General features: G+C 71.0%; 17 protein-coding genes. 7 read left to right on the top strand and 10 right to left on the bottom strand.

Translation table 11 applies throughout. The annotated features are described in order from the left end of the window. Nucleotides 1-46: 46 nt before the first annotated feature. From ACOGI9_RS04950 to trxA, 7 genes are all read right to left on the bottom strand, one after another. The gene (locus tag ACOGI9_RS04950) at nucleotides 47-2,737 is read right to left on the bottom strand and encodes a valine--tRNA ligase (protein WP_419858778.1); all 2,691 of its coding nucleotides are present in this window, start codon (nucleotides 2,735-2,737) and stop codon (nucleotides 47-49) included. 136 nt (nucleotides 2,738-2,873) lie between these two features. Further along, nucleotides 2,874-3,773, bottom strand: coding sequence for a hypothetical protein (locus tag ACOGI9_RS04945; RefSeq protein WP_419858777.1), 900 nt, complete (start codon nucleotides 3,771-3,773; stop codon nucleotides 2,874-2,876). A gap of 85 nt (nucleotides 3,774-3,858) precedes the next feature. Beyond that, complete coding sequence (locus ACOGI9_RS04940) at nucleotides 3,859-5,154, bottom strand: asparagine synthetase B (protein WP_419858776.1); 1,296 nt, start codon at nucleotides 5,152-5,154, stop codon at nucleotides 3,859-3,861. Then, complete coding sequence (locus tag ACOGI9_RS04935) at nucleotides 5,151-6,974, bottom strand: hypothetical protein (RefSeq protein ID WP_419858775.1); 1,824 nt, start codon at nucleotides 6,972-6,974, stop codon at nucleotides 5,151-5,153. Before ACOGI9_RS04935 ends, ACOGI9_RS04940 begins: the two co-directional genes overlap by 4 nt. Nucleotide 6,975: 1 nt before the next feature. Then, nucleotides 6,976-10,341, bottom strand: a complete 3,366-nt coding sequence (locus ACOGI9_RS04930; RefSeq protein ID WP_419858774.1) for a hypothetical protein — start codon at nucleotides 10,339-10,341, stop codon at nucleotides 6,976-6,978. Further along, nucleotides 10,338-11,183 carry a 16S rRNA (cytidine(1402)-2'-O)-methyltransferase gene (rsmI, locus tag ACOGI9_RS04925; RefSeq protein WP_419858773.1) on the bottom strand — a complete coding sequence of 282 codons (846 nt, stop codon included), beginning with the start codon at nucleotides 11,181-11,183 and terminating at the stop codon, nucleotides 10,338-10,340. Before rsmI ends, ACOGI9_RS04930 begins: the two co-directional genes overlap by 4 nt. Before the next feature lie 116 nt (nucleotides 11,184-11,299). Continuing rightward, on the bottom strand, nucleotides 11,300-11,638 hold the full coding sequence (trxA, locus tag ACOGI9_RS04920; protein ID WP_419858772.1) for a thioredoxin: 339 nt from the start codon (nucleotides 11,636-11,638) through the stop codon (nucleotides 11,300-11,302). A gap of 186 nt (nucleotides 11,639-11,824) precedes the next feature. Between trxA and mce the strand changes: the two genes are divergently transcribed. Next, nucleotides 11,825-12,214: a methylmalonyl-CoA epimerase gene (gene mce, locus ACOGI9_RS04915; protein WP_419858771.1), complete on the top strand. Its 390-nt coding sequence runs from the start codon at nucleotides 11,825-11,827 to the stop codon at nucleotides 12,212-12,214. Continuing rightward, entirely contained in the window at nucleotides 12,211-13,017 is an 807-nt protein-coding gene (locus ACOGI9_RS04910) for a TIGR04283 family arsenosugar biosynthesis glycosyltransferase (protein WP_419858770.1), read from the top strand. Before mce ends, ACOGI9_RS04910 begins: the two co-directional genes overlap by 4 nt. On the opposite strand, the gene ACOGI9_RS04905 is transcribed toward ACOGI9_RS04910, so the two are convergent. Beyond that, complete coding sequence (locus ACOGI9_RS04905; protein ID WP_419858769.1) at nucleotides 12,950-13,423, bottom strand: hypothetical protein; 474 nt, start codon at nucleotides 13,421-13,423, stop codon at nucleotides 12,950-12,952. The two genes, ACOGI9_RS04910 and ACOGI9_RS04905, sit on opposite strands and share 68 nt — an antisense overlap. Continuing rightward, nucleotides 13,420-16,041 (bottom strand): ATP-dependent chaperone ClpB, encoded by a 2,622-nt coding sequence (gene clpB / locus ACOGI9_RS04900; protein ID WP_419859236.1) that lies wholly within the window; start codon nucleotides 16,039-16,041, stop codon nucleotides 13,420-13,422. The genes ACOGI9_RS04905 and clpB overlap by 4 nt, the downstream gene beginning before the upstream one ends. A gap of 322 nt (nucleotides 16,042-16,363) precedes the next feature. Between clpB and ACOGI9_RS04895 the strand changes: the two genes are divergently transcribed. Genes ACOGI9_RS04895 through ACOGI9_RS04875 form a run of 5 tightly spaced genes read left to right on the top strand, consistent with a single transcriptional unit; the run spans nucleotide 16,364 to nucleotide 21,240 of the window. Beyond that, nucleotides 16,364-18,424, top strand: a complete 2,061-nt coding sequence (locus ACOGI9_RS04895; protein WP_419858768.1) for an OPT family oligopeptide transporter — start codon at nucleotides 16,364-16,366, stop codon at nucleotides 18,422-18,424. After that, nucleotides 18,421-18,795 (top strand): hypothetical protein, encoded by a 375-nt coding sequence (locus tag ACOGI9_RS04890; RefSeq protein WP_419858767.1) that lies wholly within the window; start codon nucleotides 18,421-18,423, stop codon nucleotides 18,793-18,795. Before ACOGI9_RS04895 ends, ACOGI9_RS04890 begins: the two co-directional genes overlap by 4 nt. Next, nucleotides 18,792-19,577 carry an MlaE family ABC transporter permease gene (locus tag ACOGI9_RS04885; RefSeq protein ID WP_419858766.1) on the top strand — a complete coding sequence of 262 codons (786 nt, stop codon included), beginning with the start codon at nucleotides 18,792-18,794 and terminating at the stop codon, nucleotides 19,575-19,577. The genes ACOGI9_RS04890 and ACOGI9_RS04885 overlap by 4 nt, the downstream gene beginning before the upstream one ends. Beyond that, entirely contained in the window at nucleotides 19,574-20,320 is a 747-nt protein-coding gene (locus tag ACOGI9_RS04880; protein WP_419858765.1) for an ABC transporter ATP-binding protein, read from the top strand. Before ACOGI9_RS04885 ends, ACOGI9_RS04880 begins: the two co-directional genes overlap by 4 nt. Then, entirely contained in the window at nucleotides 20,317-21,240 is a 924-nt protein-coding gene (locus ACOGI9_RS04875) for an MlaD family protein (RefSeq protein WP_419858764.1), read from the top strand. Before ACOGI9_RS04880 ends, ACOGI9_RS04875 begins: the two co-directional genes overlap by 4 nt. 42 nt (nucleotides 21,241-21,282) lie before the next feature. Here ACOGI9_RS04875 and ACOGI9_RS04870 read toward each other — a convergent pair whose 3' ends face one another. Beyond that, nucleotides 21,283-22,083 carry a Nif3-like dinuclear metal center hexameric protein gene (locus ACOGI9_RS04870; protein ID WP_419858763.1) on the bottom strand — a complete coding sequence of 267 codons (801 nt, stop codon included), beginning with the start codon at nucleotides 22,081-22,083 and terminating at the stop codon, nucleotides 21,283-21,285.

Here is a 22,083-nt window from a genome sequence, read left to right as displayed (position 1 = left end):
TCGCGGGCACCCGGCCCCCGCCCGGAAGTTCCGGGCCCGGCGCGCGTCAGACCCCCGCCCGCAGCGATCGGAGTTTCTCCTCGAGGCGCGTCCGCTGTTCTCCCAGCGACGTCACTTTCTCCCGCTCCCGCGCGATGACCTCCTCGGGTGCGTTACCGAGGAAACCCGCGTTGCCGAGCTTGCCGCGGCTCCGCGCGAGCAGGTCCGCCGTGCGTTCCAGTTCCGCGCGGACGCGCCGGCGTTCCGCCTCCAGGTCGATGACCCCTTCCAGCGGGAGGAAGAGTTCTCCGCCCGAGCGGAGCACGGCGTGCGCCCCGGCGCCGTCCGTGGACGCCGCGCCCGCACCCTCCGCGACCCGTTCGATCCCCGACAGCCCGGCCAGGCGCGCGATGCTGCCTTCCTCCTCGGCCAGAGCCGACAGCAGGGCCGGCGAAGCACCCGCCACGCGGACCCTGACACGGGTTCCCGGCGCCACGCCATATTCCCCTCGCAGCGTCCGAACGGCCCCGACGAACTCCCGGAGCGCCTCGATTCCCGCTTCCGCATCGGGATCGATCCAGTCGTGGGGAAAGTCCGGCCACGGTCCCGTGACGAGCGATCCCGCGGCGTCCGCGTCGGGCAACCTCGCCGCGATCGCCTCCGTGACGAAGGGCACGATCGGATGGAGGAGCGACAGCCAGCCGCGCATCACGACCGTCAGCGTACGTCCGACCTCCCGAGCCGACCCGCCGCCCGCGGTCAGCCGGTGCTTCGCCAGTTCCAGGTACCAGTCGCAGAAATCTCCCCACACGAACGAATGCCCGGCCTCGGCCGCCTCGTGGAGACGATAGCTCTCGTATGCGGCGTCCATCTCGTGCGCTACCCGCGTGAGCCGGCTCCGGATCCACCGATCCGCGAGCGCCGTCGGTTCGGGCACGTCCCCGGCTCCGTCCCGGCGCGCGTGCGGCAGGGCGAACCGTGCCGCGTTCCACATCTTGTTCGCGAAGTTGCGCCCCGGGCGGAACGCGGCCTCCAGGTTCTCGTTGTCCAGCTGGATGTCCGTTCCGAGCGGAGACCCTCGAACAAGCGTGAAACGCATGGCATCAGCACCATACAATTCAACAACTTCCAGTGGGTCGATGCCGTTCCCGAGAGATTTCGACATGCGGCGTCCGAGGTGGTCCCGGACCGTTCCGTTCAACAGGACATCCGTGAACGGCAGCTCTCCCATGAACTCGAAGCCCGCCATGATCATGCGGGCCACCCAGAAGAAGAGGATCTCGGGCGCCGTGACGAGCGTCGCCGTGGGATAGAACGACCGGAGGTCCCCGGTGCGTTCCGGCCAGCCCAGCGTCGAGAAGGGCCACAGCCACGAACTGAACCAGGTATCCAGCACATCCTCGTCCTGGCGCAGTTCGCCTCCGCAGGCGGGGCAGTCGTCCGGGTCCTCGGTGGAGACGACCAGCTCGCCGCAGTCGGCGACGTCGCAATACCAGACCGGGATCCGGTGTCCCCACCACAGCTGCCGGCTGATGCACCAGTCGCGGATGTTCTCCATCCAGTTGCGGTACACGCGACCGAATCGCGCGGGGTGGAAGCGGAGTTCCCCGCTCTCGTACGCCGCCAGCCCCGGCTCCGCGAGGGGCTTCATGCGCACGAACCACTGGAGGCTCAGGCGCGGCTCGACGACGGTGTCGCAGCGATAGCAGCGACCGACGGCGTGGGTATGGTCCTCCACCCCCACCAGCCAGCCACCCGCTTCGAGGTCCGCGACGACCCGGCGGCGCGCCTCGAAGCGGTCGAGGCCGCGATAGGCCTCCGGGACGGCGTCGTTCATCGCCCCCCGATCCGTCATCACATCGAGCGCTTCGAATCCGTGGCGCCCCCCGATCTCGAAATCGTTCGGGTCGTGTGCGGGCGTGACCTTCACCACGCCCGACCCGAACTCCGGATCCACGTGCTCGTCCGCCACGATCGGGAGGCGCCGTCCGACCAGCGGCAGTTCGGCCTCCCGGCCGACGAGGTCCGTGTATCGCGCGTCATCCGGAGACACCGCGAGCCCCGTGTCGCCGAGCATCGTCTCCGGCCGCGTCGTCGCGACCTCCACATGACCGCCGTCCGCCAGAGGGTACCTGAGGCGGTAGAGCTTGCCATCCAGGTCGCGGTGCTCCGCTTCCTCGTTCGAGAGCGCGGTGCGGCAGCGGGGACACCAGTTGATGATGTAACGGCCGCGATAGATGAGGTCCTTCTCGTAGAGACGGACGAACACCTCGCGCACCGCGTTGGAGAGTCCCTCGTCGAGCGTGAACCGGGTCCGCTCCCAGTCGCAGGAACACCCGATGGTGCGCAGCTGGTCGATGATCCGTCCCCCGTACTCGTCGACCCATTCCCAGACGCGCTCGACGAACGCGTCCCGTCCGAGATCGAAGCGGGTGAGCCCATCGCCGCGCAACTGCCGCTCGACGACGTTCTGCGTGGCGATGCCGGCGTGATCCGTGCCCGGCACCCACAGGGCGTCGTACCCCTGCATCCGCCGCCGACGGATGAGGACGTCCTGCAGAGTGTTGTTGAGCCCGTGCCCCATGTGCAGCGCGGCGGTGACGTTGGGCGGGGGGATCACGATCACCCACGGCCGTTCGACCCCGGCGGCCGGAACGTGAAACAGGCCCGCGTCGACCCAGCGCTCGTACATCGGCTGTTCGAGCCCGGCGGGATCGTAACGGGAGGAAAGCTCGGTGGATGGTTGAGCGTCACCCAAGGGGCGGCTCCTGACTGGCGGTTTCGCGGTGTCGGGAGAAACGTCGGTGCGACGGGGAGAGCCCCCGGCGTCCGGCTGCGGCTCAGTCTAACGGAGCCGCCGCGGGTTCGGAACCGCACGGCGTGGCGACACTACACTACGGCGGCCCGCGAACGCGGAGGGTGTCACCGCGCCGGCGGCGGGCCTCCTCCTCGGAGCGCTCGCGCATGCGGGCCCGCGCCTCCGCCGCCGCGGCCTCCACGTCATCCCGAAGGTTCTGGATCTGGATGGCCGTCAGGTCGCGGATCGCCTGTTCGTACGCCCGCCTCTGGGGCCCCGTTGGAGCGAACCCGATCGGGATGGGGATGGTGACGTCGCCCAGGTGGATCCCCTGCTCGGAGAACCCCCACCGTTTCCCGTCGCGCTCGAACGTCCAGTCGCGCGCGCGTTGCCGCACATCTTCTTCGAGCTGGAGGCTGTCGAGCCAGTCGCGCAGGATCGCCCTCACGGCGCTGTCCGCCCGGGCGAACTGGACCAGCCTCTCCCCGATGAGACGGGGAGACTGCGGGTCGAACCACAGCCGCGCGTCGCTGAACCGGAGCCGGAGCCGCGAGGCGTTGGTCCGGCCCCGCGGTCCCTCGGGCGGCGTCGGCTGGCCCGCCACGATCAGGCCCGGGGCTCCCGGGATCGGATCTCCCGCCTCCTCCGCTTCTTCTTCCCCCGCTTCCTCTTCTTCCTCCTCTTCCTCCTCCGGCTCGGGCTCGAGTTCCGGGGGCTCCTCCTCGGGCGGCGGAAGCGGCTCCGGGCGGGGATCCTCGGGCAGATCCTCCGGCAGGGAGGGCGCAATCTCGACCACGACGAGGGCGTCGGGCGCGGGCACGGTCTCGACGGAGGGGAGCGTGAAGGGGAGCGACTCGACCCGGACGCCGCCCGCCGCGACCAGGAGGAGGACATGGAGGAGCACCGAGGCGAGCAGGCCCATCGCCAACGTCCGGCGCTGGAAGCGCTCGCGTTCGCGTCTCCGCTCGGCGAAGCCCGCGTATCCGGTACGGGACACCGAATCTACCTGCCGGCCGAAGTCCCGCGCCTGACGGGTCTCGCGTCGTGGCCGGCGGACCGGCCGGCCGCCCGGGGCGGAGCCCTCATGTGATCAGCTTCTTCTTCTTCGCGGCCGGGAAGAGGACGTTGTTGAGGATCAGCCGATAACCGGCGGAGTGTCGATGGAGGTCCAGATCCGTCGGGGCGTCGCCGATCAGGTGGCGGGGGTCTTCCGGGTCGTGTCCCCCGAGGTACGTGAAGGTGCCCTCGCCGAAGCTCCCGTGGAGGTACTTCACGCGTCCGCGCGCATCCTCCTCCGCAAGCACGGTGACCCCGGGCTGAAGGCGTTCCTTCCGGAACGTCGTCGTGAGGCCGTAGAAGTCCGGCAGCACGCGCCGATGGTTCTGGGTGAGCATCGCGGGAACGGGATCGAACTTGGCGCTGAACTCGAACAGCGAGAAGCTGCCGAGGTCGACCCTCCACGGCGTGTTCACCTGGTGCCCGTCGATGTCGCTGAAAGCGCTGAGCGTGGGGTCCGTCACGAGCACGGCATCGCGGAAGGCGAGTGCCTCCGACCAGTGGAGCTTGTCGCTCGCCGCGGCGTCGGGGGGCGAGCCATCCGCGAACGACGCCGCGATGTCGGTGTCCGCCGCGGCGAGGGCCAGCTCCAGAGTTTCCGTCGCGGTGCACATCGCGAACAGGAAACCGCCGCCCTCGATGTAGCTCCGGAGCCGGGCCGCGACGGCCTTCTTCAGGGCCGGGACGTTCGGGTACCCGAGTTCGCGGGCGATCGCCTCGTTGCGGGCGACTTCCTCCTGGAGCCAGGCCGCCGAAGCGTAGGTCAGATAGAACTTCGAATACTGCCCCGTGAAATCCTCGTGGTGGAGGTGCAGCCAGTCGAAGTTCTCGAGTTCCTCGGAAAGCACTTCCCGGTCCCAGATCCGCTCATAGGGGATCTCGGCGTATTCGAGCGCCATCGTCACGGCATCGTCCCACGGGGAGCTGTTGGGCGGCGTGTAGACCGCAATCGTGGGCGCCTTCTCCAGCGGCACGGTTTCCATGTTCCGCGTCTCGATCTCGCGGCGGATCCTCGCCACGTCGGAACCGTCGAGCGTCTCCACGGTCACGCCCATCAGCGCGGCTCGCCGACGGTTGGACGGTACGTCCGACACGAGAAAGGACCCCGCCCGGTAATTCAGGAGCCACTCCGCGGACTGACCCTCGGAGAGGATGCCGAACGCATATCCGTAGGCCTTGAGGTGGTTCTCCTGTTCGCGGTCCATGGGGACGAGAAGCTGAGCATCCAGCCCCGATGCGCCCGCCAGCGAGGCAAGCACCGCCAGCAGAAGGCGGCGCGTGAGGCGGCGCCGAACGCCGCGTCGTTTCGTCTCGGCCTTCATCGGCCTCCTCCGTCGAGTTCGGCGAGCATGCGGCGCGCGACCGGCGCCAGGGCGCTCCGCGGATACCCCACGATCAGTTGTTCCAGCCACGAAGCGGCATCGGCGGGACCGGACGCGCGGGCGAGATCCAGCAGAGCGGCCGGGGCCTCGGGGCTTCCCGGGTACTGGAGGACGATCCGGCGCCGCAGGGCGTCGGCGATGCGGGCCCGGCCGGCTTCGGCGGCCGCGTCCGCGAGGAAGCCCAGCACGACGGAACGGCCGCTCGACGCCGGACGGCCGGCCAGGTCGCGGAGTGCCGGACCGGGATCGAACGCCTCCGGAGCCGTGAGGAGCTCGAGCGCGGCGGCGCCCGCGATGCGGATCTCCGCCGTGTCCGCCGCCTGCACCAGCGTCAGCAGCCGGAGGCGGCGCGTCCGTTCCGCCGCCCCGATCTCCACCTCGCGCACGCTCCGGCTCGCCCGCTCCCGCGCGGAATCGGGCCGGCCCGCGTACAGCGCCAGCCGGGCCGCCGCGGCGTCGAGCCGACCCGACGCGGCGATGCGAATCCGGCTCCGCGCGTCGGTCACCAGCGCCTCCGCCGCGCCGAGGTCGCCCGCTCGGGCGTGGCCGAGGGCGAGGTCCCCCCGCAACCCGGCCTCGACCGCGGCGGAGTCCGGATACTGTCTCACGTACCGGTCGAGCACCGAGGCCGCCTCGGCGAGCGAAGCGGGGTGGGCCGCGAGGAGTTCGAACAGGCGGCGCGACGCCAGTTGGTGGGGACCGTCGCCCGGAGTGCTCTCCCGAATCAGATCCTCGAACACCCGACGCGCCGACGCGGTATCTCCCGCCGCCAGCGCCTGTTCGCCCGAGAGCGCGAGCCAGCGCAGACGGTCCGCCGGCCGAGCGCTCAGTCCGGCGAGCCGCCGCGCGGACCATGCGACCTCCCCGGGCAGCGCCGCCGCCTCCGCTTCGCGCACGTACTCCCGCAGGAATGCGGCCGCTTCGGGATCGTCCGGCGGCGGCGCGGCCTCCGCCAATGTCCGGGCGGCCTCCCCGCGTCCCAGCCGCAGCGCGACGATGGCCCCTGCCCGGGCTGCCCCGTCCCGCCGGCCGGCCAGAAGTGCGCGCAGCCGCTCGAAAGAGGCCGCACGGACGCCGGAGCCGTCGGCCTCGGCGGTGCGAAGGCCCGTTTCCACTTCGTCCGTCGCCGGCGGCGTGAGGGCGAGAAGCCCGACCCAGGCCGCGGCCAGGCGATCGCGGTCACCGACGGCGAGAAGGAGGTCGGCGAAGCGCGTGAGGAGCTCCCCGTCGGGGTCCGCCGCGTCGCCGAGGGTGCGCACCGCCTCCGCGGAGTCCCCCGCCGCGACCTGGGCATCGGCGCGGGCCAGCCGCGCCGCGGAAAGTCCGGGTGCCTCCTTCAGCCAGCGGTCGCTCACGGCGAGGGCCGAATCAAGCCGCCCCGCACCGGTCAGGCCCCGCACCCACCACAGCCGGGCGACCTCCTCGTCCGGGGCCGCGGCGACGGCGGCTTCGGCATAGGGCACGAAGGCGGCCGCCTCACCCGATTCCAGCGCCAGTTCGCCGAGCAGCGCGAGCGCGCCCGGCGACGCGGGCGCCCGCACCAGGTGCTCGCGCAGGGCGGATGCGGCTTCCGCGGCGCGGCCGCTCGCGCGGAGGCGCTCCGCGCGCGCCACCGTGCGCTGCTCCGAGGCCGCGGATGCCTGACCGGCCACGTCGGCGCCCATCGTCAACTGGGCGCCGCAAACCGCCGCGAGGAGCGCGACGATCCGCGTGGCTCGGCGGGTCCCTCCCGCCGGGAATCGGAACCGGGGACGGCCCACGTCAGGGCTCCCGCCGGGCCCCGGCGCCCGCCGGAGGCACCCGGTTCAGCCGGTCGAAGTACTCGAAGATCAGCGATCGATAGAAGAGCGGAAGTTCCCGGAGCAACACCTCCGACGGCGCCGGGTAGCGGCGTCCCCGCAGCAACTCCGGATCGATCGGCGGCGGAGTCCCCGGCGGGGCCGTGGCCTCGCGCGATTCCCGTTCGTTTGGATCGAGATCCTCGTCCTCCAGCGAGCGTCCCGCATCGAGCATGCGCCGGAAGAGCTGCCGCTGTCGTTCGAGCGTCTCCTGGGTGGGCCCCTCCAACTCCAGCTGCCGTGCGAGTTCGGCGGCCTCCTCCGCCATTTCCTCGGGACGTCCCAGGAGATCTCCCTCCGGGTCTTCCAGCTCTCCGAGTTCTTCGGCGACCTCCTCCTGCCGCCGCGCGATTTCCTCGCGCCGCCGCTCCTCTCCCGACGGCCGCGGACCGGGCATGAGGAGCGAACTCGTCTCTTGCGTTACCGCCTGCTGCTGCTGCGCGAGCTGATTCATCTGATCCGCCGCGTCCTGGCCGGCGGACTGCTCTCCGGCGGCCCGCGCCGCCTCCTCGCTCGCCAGCAGGTGACGGGCCAGCGAGTTCAGCGACTCCTGGATGCCCTCGACCTCCGCCCGGGACGGGAGACGCCGCGCCCCATCCCCCGCGAGCCGGTCGAGCAACTGGTCCATGCGCTCCGCCGCTTCGCCCGCCGCCGCCCCCGTACGCTGGTCGAGCATGGCCGCTTCGTTACCGGCCTCCGAGAGTCTCTCGACCAGATTCTCGAGCCCCTGGCGCACGGCCCCCTGCCGCGCACGCCAGGATGTCGGATCCGCCGCGTTCTCGCCCCGGGTCGCCTCCGAAAGGCGGCCCTCCTCTTCCGCGAGCGCGAGCGCCTCGCCGCGCGCGCGAGCCAGCGACTCGACGGCGGCCTCCCCTTGCTCTCCGCTCATCTCCTGCTGCGCCGAGCCGAGGGCGCCCGCCGCCTGTTCGAGCGCCTCCGCGGCTTCCTCCGCCGCCTGCCGCTCCGTTTCGCCGACCTCCCCCGCTTCCCCGGACGGCGACGACTCGGCTCCGGTCTGCGCGTCCGCCATCTTCCCCAGAGCCTCCTGCGTGCGCTCTCCGGCGGCCCGGGCCGAATCCGCAGCCGCCTCGCGGTCCGCCGCCGCGAGTTCCGCCTCCAGTTCCGCCAGGCGCTCCGCCAGCGCCTCGGCCTGTTCGACGAGCGACTCCTGACCTTCCCGGAACGCCTCGGCGTCCTCCTCCCCGGCGACCTCCCTCTGTTCCCGCGCCAGTTCATCCGCGTTGGCCTGCGCCGACCTCATCGCCTGTTCGAGCGCGGCCTGCTCGAGCATGCCGAGCGTCTGGTCCACCTGCTCCCGCAGACTCTCGTAGTCCTCGGAGAGCTGCTCGAGCGCTTCCCGAACCGCTTCCGGATCGAGCTCCCGCAGTGCCTCCGCGAGCGCCTCGATCTGCTCCTCGAGTCCGCTCTCGGTCAGTTCCCTGTAGCGTTCGGCCAGCCGCTCCAACTGCTCCTGCAGCGCGGGGTCGGAGAGCGGCGAGGCTTCGAGTTCCTCCTGCAGGGCTTCGATCTGTTCCTCGATCCCCGCGAGTTCCTCCTCGGCGCGCTGCCCTTCGTCGAGCACGCTCCGCGCCTCTTCGGTGGCCTCGAACCGAACGTCCTCGCTGTCGTCCCCTTCCGCGTCCGTCTGCCGCGCCGCGTCGGCCGCCGCCTCGGCCAGCGCCTCCAGCCTCTCTTCCAGGGCCTGCGCGTCTTCGGAGAGGGCGTCGGTCTGCTCCGCGCGCCGATCCCGGATCTCCGTAAACGTCGGGACGCGAAGCAGAAAAACGTCGGAGAGCGCGGGACCCCTGGCCGGATGCCCGTCGAAGGCCTCGAAGCGGTAGAACAGCGTGTCGCCGGGGAGGAAGGACTCCGCGCTGCGGTCCAGCAGGTGCCGGAAGACCGCCCGCTCCGCCCCGCCCGGATCGGGGGAAAGCGCCTCCCGCCGCTCCGCGTTCTCGCGGCCCAAGCCCGAGCGCCAGCTACGAACGAAGGCTCGGCGGAGACCGATGTCGTCTTCGATGTCCACGATGACCGGCATCACACGCTCGTAGCCCAGCGTCGTGTCCGGAGCCGGGTAGAGGAGGTGGACGCGCGGCTGAAGATCGGGGACGACGAGCACCCGGATCGGGTCGGGGAGTATGGGCGCGCCGAGCGACGATTCCGCCCGCAGTTCCCACGCCCAGGAGCCCGTCCGCTCGGGAATCCACGTAACGGCGAACTGCGAGCCCGCGATCTCGAGCGGGATCGGAGATGCCGCCTCGCCGGTCTCACCGTCGCCGGGCTGCCACGCGAGAGCCCCGCCATCGAGGGGGAGGTTCGTCTCTCCGCTCAGCCGCAACCTCGTACCCTCCGGCGCCACCAGCGGCGGTATCCGGCCGCGGTAGCGCTCGGATCCGCGCCCCAGATAGGCCGGGAACTCGACGGTGAGCTGGAGATCCTGGACCAGGAGGGGCTCCAGGGGGCGGACGCGGAGGGTGTCGCTCGTAAAACCCTCCCCATCTTCGACCCACACCGCCGTGGGAGAGATGATCGGCCCGGTGCGGCCCTGCGCCGAACCGGCCGCCGAGACGTCGAGCAGGGTCCGCTCCGGCGCCCGGCCCGCGGCGCGCCACACCAGGTCGACCCGTTCGCGTCCCGTGGCCGAGATGGACACGACCGCCGCGTCTCCCCGCGGTACGCCCGCCGCGCCGGTCAGGCCGAGGGGCGGGAGCGGCGCCGGAAAGGCGGTGCGCCACGGCGCACCCAGCGCCGCGGCGGCGGAAAACGTGGGCTGCGGCCTCAGCAGCGCGGCGACCGAGATCGCGAGCAGCATGAGGGCCACGGCGACGCCCGAACGGCGAATCCGCCGCTTCCATCCCGAGCCGGTAACCGGCAGGAGTCCGCGCGAGGCGGCGTTCCCCAGCGCCTCGGAGACACGCGCGCGGTGGAGCGCCGCCAATCCCGCCCCCGCCGCGGCCTCCGCCCGTTCGAGTTCGATCGCGGAGCGGACATCGCCGGCCCCCAGCCCCGCCGCGGCGTCCGCCTCCCCCGCCACGGCATGCGGATGCAGCGCCCGCCAGACGCGGCGGGCGATCCACGCCAGCCCGGCGAGGCCGGCCCACAGGACGAGGGCAAGCGCGAGCGGAACCAGCGACCCGCGGCCTTCGCGGGCGGAAACCGGGAGCAGGGAAAGGACGAGGACCAGCGCTCCACCCAGCATAATGGCCGAAGCCGCCGCCGTCCCCGCCGCGCGCGCCCGGGCCGCCGCACAGGCGGCGGCCAGCCGTTCGAAGCCGAATCCGTCACTCATTCCGAGGGCGCCTCTTGAACCTGCAAGCTCACGCGATAGGCCTCGTTCCGGCTCAGACCGAACTCCGCGGCCAGGCGGTCGGCAATCTCGCGCCGCCGCAGGCCATCGCGCGACCAATGTCGCGCCTCCTCCATCAGGACCGCCAGATCGGGCGCTTCGTTGCCTGCCGCACCGCCCTCGAAGACGACCGTCACCTCGCCCCGGACCTCGCGCGCCGCGAACGCGGACGCCAGCGCGCGCACGGACCCGGCCGTGGTTTCCTCGTGCAGTTTCGTCAGTTCGCGGCAGACCACGGCCGCCCGCTCGCCCAGGCCCGCTTCCGTCAACTCATCGAGGAGCGCGACCAACCGCCCGGGCGCCTCGAACGCGACCGCGGTGTCCGTGCATGCGCGGAGGTCGTCGATCCAGGCGGAGCGTTCGCCGCCCCGCCGGGGAACGAATCCGAGAAAGCGAAACCGCTCGGCCGGGAAGCCGGACACCGAGAGCGCGGCCAGCACCGCGGAGGGACCCGGGACGGCAAGCACCTCGTGCCCTGCCTCGCGCGCGGCGGCCACCGCCCGGCAGCCCGGGTCGGAGACGGTCGGCGTACCCGCGTCGGACACGAGCGCCACGGAGCGCCCCGCGCCGAGCGCGGCGAGCAACTCATCCACCCGCGCGCGCTCGTTGTGCTTGTGCAGCGACCGCAGGGGGACGTTCGCATCCAGCCGCCCGAGCAGCGTGCCCGTGCGCCGCGTGTCTTCCGCGTAGCACACATCGACCGAACGCAGAACCCCAACCGCGCGCTCCGGCATGTCCTCCAGATTGCCGATCGGCGTGCCGACCACGTACAGCGTTCCCGTCACGACACGTCCTCGTCTTCCGTTCACCCGCCAGACGCGCCCGCGCCCCCCGGAGCCACCGGGGCCGGGGGGCGCGGAGTCGGCGTGACCCGTGGCGGCACCGCTCCCAGGCAGGCCGTTCAGGCGTGTTCGAGGATCTTCTTCTCGAGAGAGTCTCTGGGGTGCGCCCCCACGAGGGTGTCCACGACCTCGCCATCCCTGAAGAAGAGGATGCTCGGGATCGAGCGCACGTTGAAGCGAAATGCGGTTTGCGGGTTCGCATCCACGTCGAGTTTCCCGACGGTGACGCGCCCCGAATACTCCTGCGCGAGTTCGTCGACGATCGGCCCGACGAGCCGGCACGGGCCACACCATTCCGCCCAGAAATCCACCATTGCCAGACCGTCCGCCCCCTCGATCTCGTCCGCGAAATTCGCATCCGTGATCTCGAGGGGTCCTCCATTCGCAGCATCAGCCATTCGAATCTCCTGTTCCTGTAACGCCCGGCGCGACCGGCCGGGACGAACGCTTCTCCTCACTGGCTCCGGCGCCGGGTCCGGCAATACGTTCCCGCGCGCGTGCGCAGGCGAAGTCCAACCACGAGAGGGTCTCCGGCCGCAGTGAACCAAGGCAACCGTATTCCGGGCGCGCCCATAATCGACCACGTGGGAATCGCGGTCAACTCGCTGCCGGACGCCGTGCGGCAGTGGTCCGCCATCCTCGGCCGGCCGCCGTCCGGCGAGGAAACCGTTCCCTCGGAGGGCATTCGCGCCACCTTCTTCGGCGAGGGCTCCGGACGGATCGAGCTGCTCGCTCCCCTGACCCCCGAGTCGCCCATCGCCCGCTTCCTCGACCGGCGCGGTCCCGGCATTCACCACGTGTGCGTCTGCGTCGACGATCTCGAGGATGCCCTCGCGGCGGCCGAAGCGGCCGGTGCGGAAGCCATCCCGCCCCGGATCCGCCGCGGCGCCGGCGGCGCCCGCATCGCGTTTCTGCATCCGCGCTCGGTGAAGGGCGTTCTCCTGGAGATGCGGGAGGATCCCGAGCGCGGGTGACACGGGAGCCGGAATCCCCCGCCGGATCGCCGCGGCGGCCGGCGCATCCCGGACCGGAGTTCTCCGTCATCGTGCCGACGCTCGACGAGGAAACGCGCCTCGATGAGACGCTCCGGCGCGCAAAGTCCGCTCTCGGCCCGGAAGCGGAAGTCGTCGTGGTCGACGGAGGAAGCCGGGATCGTACGGCGGGGATCGCGGCGGACCATGGCCGCGTCCTGTCGACGCGCCCCAATCGCGGCGCCCAGCTCGCCGCCGGGGCCCGGGCCGCGACCGGAGAGGTTCTCGTCTTCCTGCACGCGGACACGTGGCTTCCCGATGGCGCCGGGACGGCCATTCGCGCCGCCGTCCGCGCGGGCGCGGAGGCGGGCTGTTTCCGGTTCGCCCTCGACCCGGACGCGCGCGGCTGGCGCTATCGCCTGCTCGAATGGGGCGTGAACTGGCGGACTCGCCGACTCCACACCGCCACGGGCGATCAGGCCCTCTTCGCGACGCGCGACGCCTACGAGGCCTGCGGCGGCTTCAGGGATCTTCCCCTCTTCGAGGACGTGACCTTCGTCCGGGCCGTTCGGCGAGTCGCTCGTTTCCGCCTTCTTCCCCTCGCGGCGCGTACCTCGAGTCGGCGCTGGGAAACCGGTTTCCTTCGGACGGTCGTCAGGCACTGGGCCCTGCGTGCGGCCTTCCTCGCGGGCGCCGATCCGCGGCGACTCCGGCGCTATCACGAACGGCCCGCCGGGATCACGGAGTCCGGAGTCCCTCCGTCCCGATGCGCTCCACGAACCAGCGGCTCCCATCCGAAACGATGAAGAACGGGACGCTCACGGCCCCGTTTCGCGTCCCCGTCAGGTCGACCATCCAGCGCGAGGCGCCGCCGGCCCCGGCGACCGGATTCGGGCGGAGTCGGTAGCCGCTCGGCGCGAGCAAGCCCGCAAGCACGAACATCCTCTGCTCCGTCTCGATCCGCCCCCAGCGAAGTTCCGCCGGGCCGTCGTCCGTTCCGAACAGCCGGGCCATGGCCGCGTAGTCGCGCTGTTTCGCGGCGTCCAGAAACCGCCCGATCGCCGCCTCCGCGGACTCCGCTCCGTACAGGTTCGTGCCGTATTCCGCCCCGGCGCCTCCGCGCGATGCACAGCCGGCAAGCGCGAAACCCGCCGCGGCCATGATCATGACCGCGATGCGGCCCCCCGCGCCCGCTCGATCACTCGTCCTCATTCCTTCCCCTCCCTTGAATCGGATGCCCCCAACGGGACGAAGCGCAGACCGTCCCCGTCTTCATCGAGTTCCACGCGCAGCGCGTCGCCCTCCCGGAAGCGCCCTTCCAGGAAGGCCATGGCGAGCGGGTTCGCGATAAGCCGCTGGATCGCGCGCTTGAGCGGGCGCGCCCCGAACGCGGGGTCGTACCCCACCTCCGCGATTCGACGCCTGGCGGCTCCGTCGACCTCGATCCGGATCTCCCGTTCCGCCAGCATTCGGGCCACCCGATCCACCTGGATCCCGGCGATCGATTCGAGGTGCTCCCGGCTCAGCGGCTGGAACACGAGGATCTCATCCACCCGGTTGAGGAACTCCGGCTTGAAGTGGCCGCGCAGGGCGTTTTCGACCTCCGCCTCCGTCCCGGCCCAGGACTCGCCGGCTTCGGAACGGGCGAGGATCCTGGCGCTCCCGATGTTGCTCGTCATGATGAGCACGGCGTTTCGGAAGTCCACCGTGCGCCCGCGGCCATCCGTCAGCCGCCCGTCATCGAGGATCTGGAGCAGGACGTTGAAGACTTCCGGGTGCGCCTTCTCGATCTCGTCGAAGAGCACCACGGTGTAGGGCCGCCGCCGCACGGCCTCGGTGAGCTGCCCCCCCTCCTCGTAGCCGACGTACCCGGGAGGCGCGCCGATGAGACGCGCCACCGCGTGCCGCTCCATGTACTCGGACATGTCGATCCGGACCATGGCGGACTCCTCGTCGAAGAGGAATTCCGCCAGCGCCCTCGCCGTCTCCGTCTTCCCGACGCCCGTGGGGCCGAGGAACATGAAACTCCCGATGGGACGGTTCGGATCCTGAAGTCCCGCGCGACTCCGGCGCACGGCATCCGACACGGCCGTGATGGCGTGCGACTGGTTCACCACGCGCCGGTGCAGGTGTTCCTCGAGCGTGGCGAGGCGGTCCTTCTCGTCCTCGAGCATCCGGGCCACCGGGATCCCGGTCCAGCTCGCCACGACCTCGGCGATCTCGCCGGGCCCGACTTCCTCGTTCAGGAACGAACCCTCGTCCTGGATCTCCTTCAGCTTCGCTTCCGCAGCGAGGAGTTCGGTGCGCAGCTTCGGCAACTCCCCGTGCAGGATTTCGGCGGCGCGCTGGTGGTCCACGCGGCGCTGCGCCTGCTGCGCCTCCACGCCGAGTTCCTCGATCTCGCGCTTGAAGCCCTGGACCGTCTCGATGGTGTCCTTCTCGCGGATCCAGCGTGCGTTCAGGCCCGCGAGCGACTCGCGCGCCGCGGCGAGTTCGCCCTCCAGCTCCGCGAGCCGTCCCCGGCTCCGCGCGTCGTCCTCTTCGCGCAGCGCCTCGCGCTCGATCTCCAGTTGCGTGACGCGACGGTCCAGTTCGTCGATCTCCTCAGGCATGGAGTCGATCTCGATGCGGAGCCGGGACGCCGCCTCGTCCACGAGGTCGATCGCCTTGTCGGGCAGGAAGCGGTCCCCGATGTAGCGGTCGGACAGGCGCACGGCGCTCACGAGCGCCGGATCCGTGATCCGTACGCCGTGGTGCACCTCGTAGCGCTCCTTGAGCCCGCGCAGGATGGCCACGGTCTCGTCCACGCCGGGTTCGCCGACGAGCACCGGCTGGAACCGCCGCTCCAATGCCGGGTCCTTCTCGATATGCATCCGGTATTCGTCGAGCGTCGTCGCGCCCACCATGCGAAGCTGCCCGCGGGCGAGGGCGGGCTTGAGCATGTTCCCGGCATCCACCGCGCCCTCCGCCGCCCCCGCTCCGACCACGGTGTGGAGTTCGTCGAGGAAGATCACGTAACGGCCGCCGGATTCCGTGATCTCCTTCAGCGTCGCCTTCAGGCGCTCCTCGAACTCGCCCCGGTACTTGGCGCCGGCCAGCATCGCGCCGATGTCGAGTTGCACGAGCTGCTTGTTCCGCAGCGACTCGGGGATGTCTCCCGCGACGATGCGCTGCGCGAGCCCTTCCGCGATCGCCGTCTTGCCCACGCCGGGCTCTCCGATGAGGACGGGATTGTTCTTCCTCCGCCGCGAGAGGACCTGCATGACGCGGCGGATCTCCGCATCCCGGCCGATGACGGGGTCGAGCTTTCCGGCGCGGGCCTCGGCCGTCAGGTCGACGCCGTACCGCTCGAGGGCGCGGTACTTCCCTTCCGGATCCTGATCCGTCACGCGATGCGGCCCCCGGACCTCCTCCACGGCCCGGCGTGCCGATTCCGGACCCGCGCCCGCATTCCGGAGCAGCGGGCCCGTCGTCGAGGCCTTCTCGCCGGCGAGGGCCAGGAGGAAGTGCTCGGTCGTCACATACGAGTCGCCCATCTCCCCGGCGAGCGCATCCGCCGCGTCGAGGACGCGGTCGAGTTCGCGGCTCGGGGCCGGAGCGGCTCCGCTCTGCCGCGGCAGGCGGCCTATGGCCCGCTCGAGCCGCGTCTCCAGGTCGGGAAGATCGACGTCCACCGTCTGGAGAACCGGAACGATCACGCCGCCCTCCTGCGCGAGCAGCGCCGCGAGGAGATGCACGTCCTCGACGGCGGGGTTGTCCGACCGGCGCGCCGCAAGCATCGCGTCGTTCAGGGCTTCGCGGGCCTTGAGCGTGAGTCTGTCGTTCGGGATCATCGTCCGTTCTCTGCCTCGGAGTCCTTCCGTGGGTCTTCGCGTTGAGCCGCCGCCATCGGAGTGCGGCCTCCACGTTTCATGAGCAATCCCCGTGCCCTCCCGACCGCCGGGTTGGGGACCCCGGTGCGCCGGAACGGCGGGATGACCGCCGATCGGGCGGTGAACCGCCCCGTTCGGGACGCCGATCTGGTGTCACTTCGGCAGGAGCCGCCGTGTTGACCCCTGCCGGACCCGTTACTAGCGTTCCGTCGGTCGACCCCGCCCCATGAGGATTCGATCGTCTCCCGTGTCGGTCCCGGGACAATCTGGAGGGATGCCCATGTCGGACCCAGCAGCCGGCGCATCGGAATCGCGCGCGCACAAGCCGTACATTCCAGCGTCGCAATCGCTGCCCGAAATCACCGGCAAGGCGATCGTCCTCGGCATCCTCCTCTCCGCCGTCCTCTCGGGGGCAAACGCCTATCTGGGCCTCAAGGTGGGCCTCACCGTGTCCGCGTCGATCCCGGCCGCCGTGATCTCCATGGCGATCCTCAGGATGTTCCGCGAGCACAATATCCTCGAAAACAACATCGTCCAGACGGCCGCATCCGCGGGCGAGTCGCTGGCGGCCGGCGTGATCTTCACCCTGCCCGCCCTCATCCTCCTCCGCCACTGGGCCGGGTTCCCCTTCCTGCCCACGATGGGAATCGCGCTCTGCGGCGGGATTCTGGGCGTCCTCTTCACCATACCGCTGCGGCGAGCCCTCATCGTCGAGGCGGATCTGCGCTTCCCGGAGGGCGTGGCGACGGCGGAGGTACTGAAGGCCGGGGCCACCGGCGGCTCCGGCGCGAAGCTGATCGCGGTCGGGGGCCTCGCGGCCGCCCTGCTGAAGCTGTCGCAGACCGGACTCAAGGTCGCGGGCTCCTCGATAGAACATGGCTTCACTCTGGGCCGCTCCGTATTCGGGATCGGGAGCGACCTCTCCCCCGCCCTGCTCGGCGTCGGATACATCGTCGGACCCCGCGTCGGCAGCCTCGTGCTCGCGGGCGGCGCGATCTCCTGGCTCGCGGGGATCCCCATCTACATGGCGATCACCGATCCGCAGGTCGTGGCCGGCATCACGGGGGATGCGAGCGGGTACGACGCGGCCGCCGCGATCTGGAGCGCGCAGATTCGCTTCATGGGCGTAGGCGCCATGGTCGTGGGCGGGGTGTGGGCCCTCGTTTCGCTCCTGGGCCACGTTCGGGATGGCGTGCGCTCCTCCATCGCGGCGCTGCGCGCGGCGCGCGCGGCCGACGGCGGTCCGGAAATCCTCCGCACCGAGCGGGACATGCCGATCAACTTCGTCGGGGTCGGGACGGTGGCGCTCGCGGTGCCGATCCTCGCGGTGTTCGTGCTCGTCATCGACCGCGGCGCGCTGTCCATCACGCCCGGACTGTACTGGCTCGTGCTCGCGCTGGGGACCGTCTTCGCCCTCCTGGCCGGGTTCCTCTTCGCCTCCGTCGCGGGCTACATGGCCGGTCTCGTGGGCTCCTCGAACAACCCGATCTCGGGCGTAACGATCGCGACGATCCTCACGATCTCCCTCATCCTCTATCTCCTGCTGGGACTGCAGGTCGACTTCACGGTCTCCGCGCCCCAGGCGCTCTCGGCGGCCGCGACCGCCATTCTGGTGGGGGCCGTCGTCGCCTGCGCCGCCGCGATCGCGGGGGACAACATGCAGGACCTGAAGGCGGGCCGGATCGTCGGCGCCACGCCGCGGCAGCAGCAGATCATGCAGCTCGTCGGCGTCACCGCGGCCGCGCTCGTCATCGCGCCGATCCTCGGCCTCCTGTTCGAGGCGTACGGGCTCGGCGGCGTCCTGCCGCGCGAGGGGATGGACCCGGACGAGATGCTGCAGGCGCCGCAGGCGACGCTCATGGCCTCCGTCGCCGATGGCGTCTTTTCGCGCAATCTCCCGTGGGGGATGATCGGGATCGGGGCGCTCATCGCCGCGGGCGTGATCGCCCTGGACCAGACTCTCAAGGCGCGCGGCTCCAGCCTGCGCGTGCCCGTCCTCGCCGTCGCGGTCGGGATCTACCTGCCCATCGAACTCGAAGTCCCGATCTTCGTCGGAGGGCTCGTGGCGTGGCTGGTGGGTCGGACCGTGCTGCGAGGCGGGGGCGGCGAAGGGGCCGTCCGGCAGGCGAACCACCGCGGGCTCCTCTTCTCCTCCGGACTCATCACCGGAGAGGCGCTCGTCGGGATTTTCCTCGCGATCCCGTTCGCCCTCTCGCAGAGCACGGATGTGCTGAGCCTCGTGCCGGAGAGCTTCGATCCGGCCGCGCGCTGGATCGGCGCCGCGGTCGTCGTCGGGTTCATTGTCTGGCTCTACCGCGCCTCGCTGCGGACGTCCGAATGAAGCACGCGCGCCGCGACGGAGCCATCGTGAAGCCGCTCCTGCTCGTCGCGGGCCTCGCGGTCGTCGGCTGCGGCGGGTCCGGCGGCAGCCTGGACGAGGACACGTACGTCCAGGTCATGGCCAGGCTCAGCTGGGCGCGGGCGAAGTACGCGGATACGGCGGAGGGCGACTCGGTGCGGGCCGCGGCGCTCGATGAGCATGGCGTGACCGGGCAGCAGCTCGAGGAATTCGTCGTCGGGCTCGGGGACGACCCCGGACGCATGCACCGGCTGTGGGAGGCGATTCGACTGGAGGTGGAGGTGCTCGACGGCGTTCCGCGGCCGGAATCCCAGGGGGAGACACCGGACGCGGAAAGGCACGAAAGCCGTTGAAGGCGCCGAACCTCCTCGCCGCACCGGGCCGCTCCGCCCGGGTCGCGGCGCTCCACGCCGGCCGGGTGGGCATGCTCGGCCTCGCGACGCTCCGCGCGCTCGCCTATCCGCGCCGCTACGCGCTGGAGACGGTCCACCACGCGAAGTTCATCGGTCTCGACAGCCTCCCGCTGGTCCTGCTGATGGGCGCCCTCTCGGGTGCGGTCATGGCCCAGCAGACGATGTACCAGCTCTCCCCGGGACTGCCGAGGGAGATCGTCGCGGGCGGCGTGGTGGGCGGCATGCTCACGGAACTCGGACCCGTGCTGACCGCGGTCGTCCTCGCGGGGCGCGTCGGAGCGGCCATCGGAGCTGAACTCGGCACGATGAAGGTGACGAACCAGATCGACGCGCTTCTGACGATGGGCCGGGATCCCGTGGTGGAACTCGTGGTCCCGCGGGTCGTGGCGGGAACCATCATTCTGATCCCGCTCGTCATGCTCGCCAACGCGATGGGAGTCTTCAGCGGCTACGTGACATCGGTCGGCATCCTCGGGTTGAGCACGGCCGAGTACGTGGATGGGGCCAAGGGGTACTATCACCACGGCGCGCTGATCTTCTCGCTCGTGAAGGCGGTCGCGTACGGATTCGCGATCACCTTCATCTCGAGCCACGTGGGGCTGCGCGCGAGCGGCGGGGCGGCGGGCGTCGGCCGCACGGCGACGAGGGCGGTCGTCGCGATCATCGTCTCGATCATGGTCCTCGACACGGTGCTCGGGCCGGTGTACAAGACGCTCACATGATCAGGATCATCGGCGTGCACAAGTGGCTGGGGGGACGTCCGGTCCTGAGCGGCGTCGACCTCGACGTGCGGGAAGGCGAAACCCTCGCCATCATGGGTCCGTCAGGGACGGGTAAGAGCGTCCTCCTCAAACACATCGTCGGCCTCTTCGATCCGGACGCCGGAGACATCCTCGTCGACGGGATCTCGGTACCTTCGGCCGACCGGGCCGAGATGGCCGCCGTTCGCACCAGGACCGCCTACGTGTTCCAGAATTCCGCCCTCTTCGATTCCATGACCGTACGCGGGAACCTGCTGATGGGCCTCCCGCCCGGTTTCTGCCGCGGCCGAGCGCCCAAATGCGAGGAACTGGTCCGGACGGCGCTCGATCACGTGAACCTCGAGCCGGAAGTCCTGACGCTCCTGCCGGCCGAACTCTCCGGAGGCATGCAGCGGCGGGTCGCCATCGCGCGCGCCATCATCGGCAAGCGCCGCTACGTCCTGTACGACGAGCCCACGACGGGACTCGATCCCGTCAACGCGACCCGGATCAACCGCCTGATCGCCCGCGTGAGCGAGGAAGTCGATGCGACGAGCATCGTCGTGACCCACGACGTGGAGTCCGCCTTCTTCCTGGCCGACCGGATCGCCCTCCTCTCGGACGGGGTCGTCGCGGCGGAGGGTACGCCGCGGCAACTGCGCGAAACGGACAACCGGGCGGTGCGCGAGTTTCTCGACGCGGCGCCGGCACGGGGCCCCGCGTGAGGGATCCGGGGCTGCGCGACCACGGCGCCGAGGTCCGCGTCGGCGCCTTCGTCATCCTTGCCGCGGCCGTCATCGTCGCGGGCCTGTTCTGGATCTCGGGTTCGCCGTTTCGAGGCCCCACCATCCGCGTGTGGGGGATCGCCGCGAACGCGAACCGGATCGCGACCGCGTCGCCCGTCCTGCTGCGCGGGGTGGAGGTCGGCACCGTGGACGAAGTCGCGCTCGAGGCGGAGCGCGTCGTCCTCACGATGACGCTCTCCACGCGCGTCCAGCTGCCGGCGGACACACGGGGCACGATCCAGCCGGATGGGTTCCTGGGCCAGCAGCTCGTCGAACTCACGCCGGGAACCAGTGCCCGGACGCTGGCGGAGGGCGACACGCTCTCGCTCGACCGCCGGTCCGACCTCACATCGCTGGCCTCGACCCTCGGGGACGAAGTGGGCTCCCTGATCGGCGAGCTGGAATCGCTGCTCGGCGGCGGCCTGGCCGAGAACGTCGCCTCCGGGTCCGAGGCCTTCACGCTCGCGATGCGGGAACTCGCCGGAATCCTCGAGACGGAGCGGGCGTCGATCGGGAGCCTGCTCGCCAACATGGACACCCTGTCGAACCGGCTCGCGGGGATGACCGGGTCCGAGGAAGTCCATCGCACGCTGGCCAACCTCGACACGCTCTCGACGCGGCTCGCCGACGCCAGCACGGATTTCTCGGCCGCCGGCCGGTCCCTCGCCGAGATCACGCGGGGGCTGGAAGGCGGCGAAGGAACGCTCGGAAAGCTCCTGCGCGAAGACGCGGTCCACGACGAACTGCTGGAGACGCTGGGGACGCTGCGCGCCTCCGGCGAGGAACTCGCCCTCCTCCTTCGGGATATCCGCGAGCGGCCGGATCGCTACCTGACGGACCTCAAGGTCTCGGTCTTCTAGCGCCTTCCGGCGTCCCGAGGCGAGCTGGACGCGCCGGCCGGATCAGAGACCGGTGGGGACGTCGAAGAAGGTGTGCTCCGCCCCGAAATGCTCCGCCGCGCGCTTCGCCAGCGCCCGGACACCCAGCGTCTCCGTTCCGTAGTGGCCGGCGTAGATCACGTTGATCCCGAGTTCCATCGCCTCGTGGTACGTGTGATGGTTCCCCTCCCCCGTGAGGAAGGTATCGGCGCCCGCCATGGCGGCGGCCTCGATCATCGACCCCGCGCCGCCCGTGACGATGGCGAGGCGTGACACGCGTTCCGGGCCGCCGGCGATCACGATGGGAGTTCGTCCGCACACGACTTCCGCCCGGGCCGCGAGTTCGCCGCGAGACGTGTCGACCGCGCCGATGACGCCGATCCCGTCATTCCCCTTGAAGGAGCCGAACGGTTCGACAGCCGCGACGCGGAGTTCGGCGGCGAGCAGGACGTTGTTTCCGATCCGCGGGTGCGCGTCGAGCGGAAGGTGCGCCGAGTACAGCCCCATCCCGCTCTCGAAGAGCCGGCGAAATCGCTCGTACGACGGTCCGACAAGAGGACGCGCCCCGCCCCAGAACAGCCCGTGGTGGACCATCAGGAGATCGCACCCGGCCTCGGCGGCGAGGTCGATCGTGGCCAGGCATGCGTCGGTGGCGGCGCCGATGCGGACCACGGGTCGGCGGCCATCGACCTGCAGGCCGTTGAGGGCGAACGGATAGTCCTCGATCTCGGCGACGCGCAGAAGATCGTCCGCCCACGCCCCGATCTCGCGGCACCCGGCACGCCGCCCCGCCCCGTCCCCGCTCGCGCCGCGGGATCTCGCCAC

The sequence above is a fragment of the Candidatus Palauibacter irciniicola genome, assembly GCF_965208695.1.
Classification (GTDB): Bacteria; Gemmatimonadota; Gemmatimonadetes; order Palauibacterales; family Palauibacteraceae; genus Palauibacter; species Palauibacter irciniicola.
This window is presented reverse-complemented; position numbering and strand designations above follow the sequence as displayed.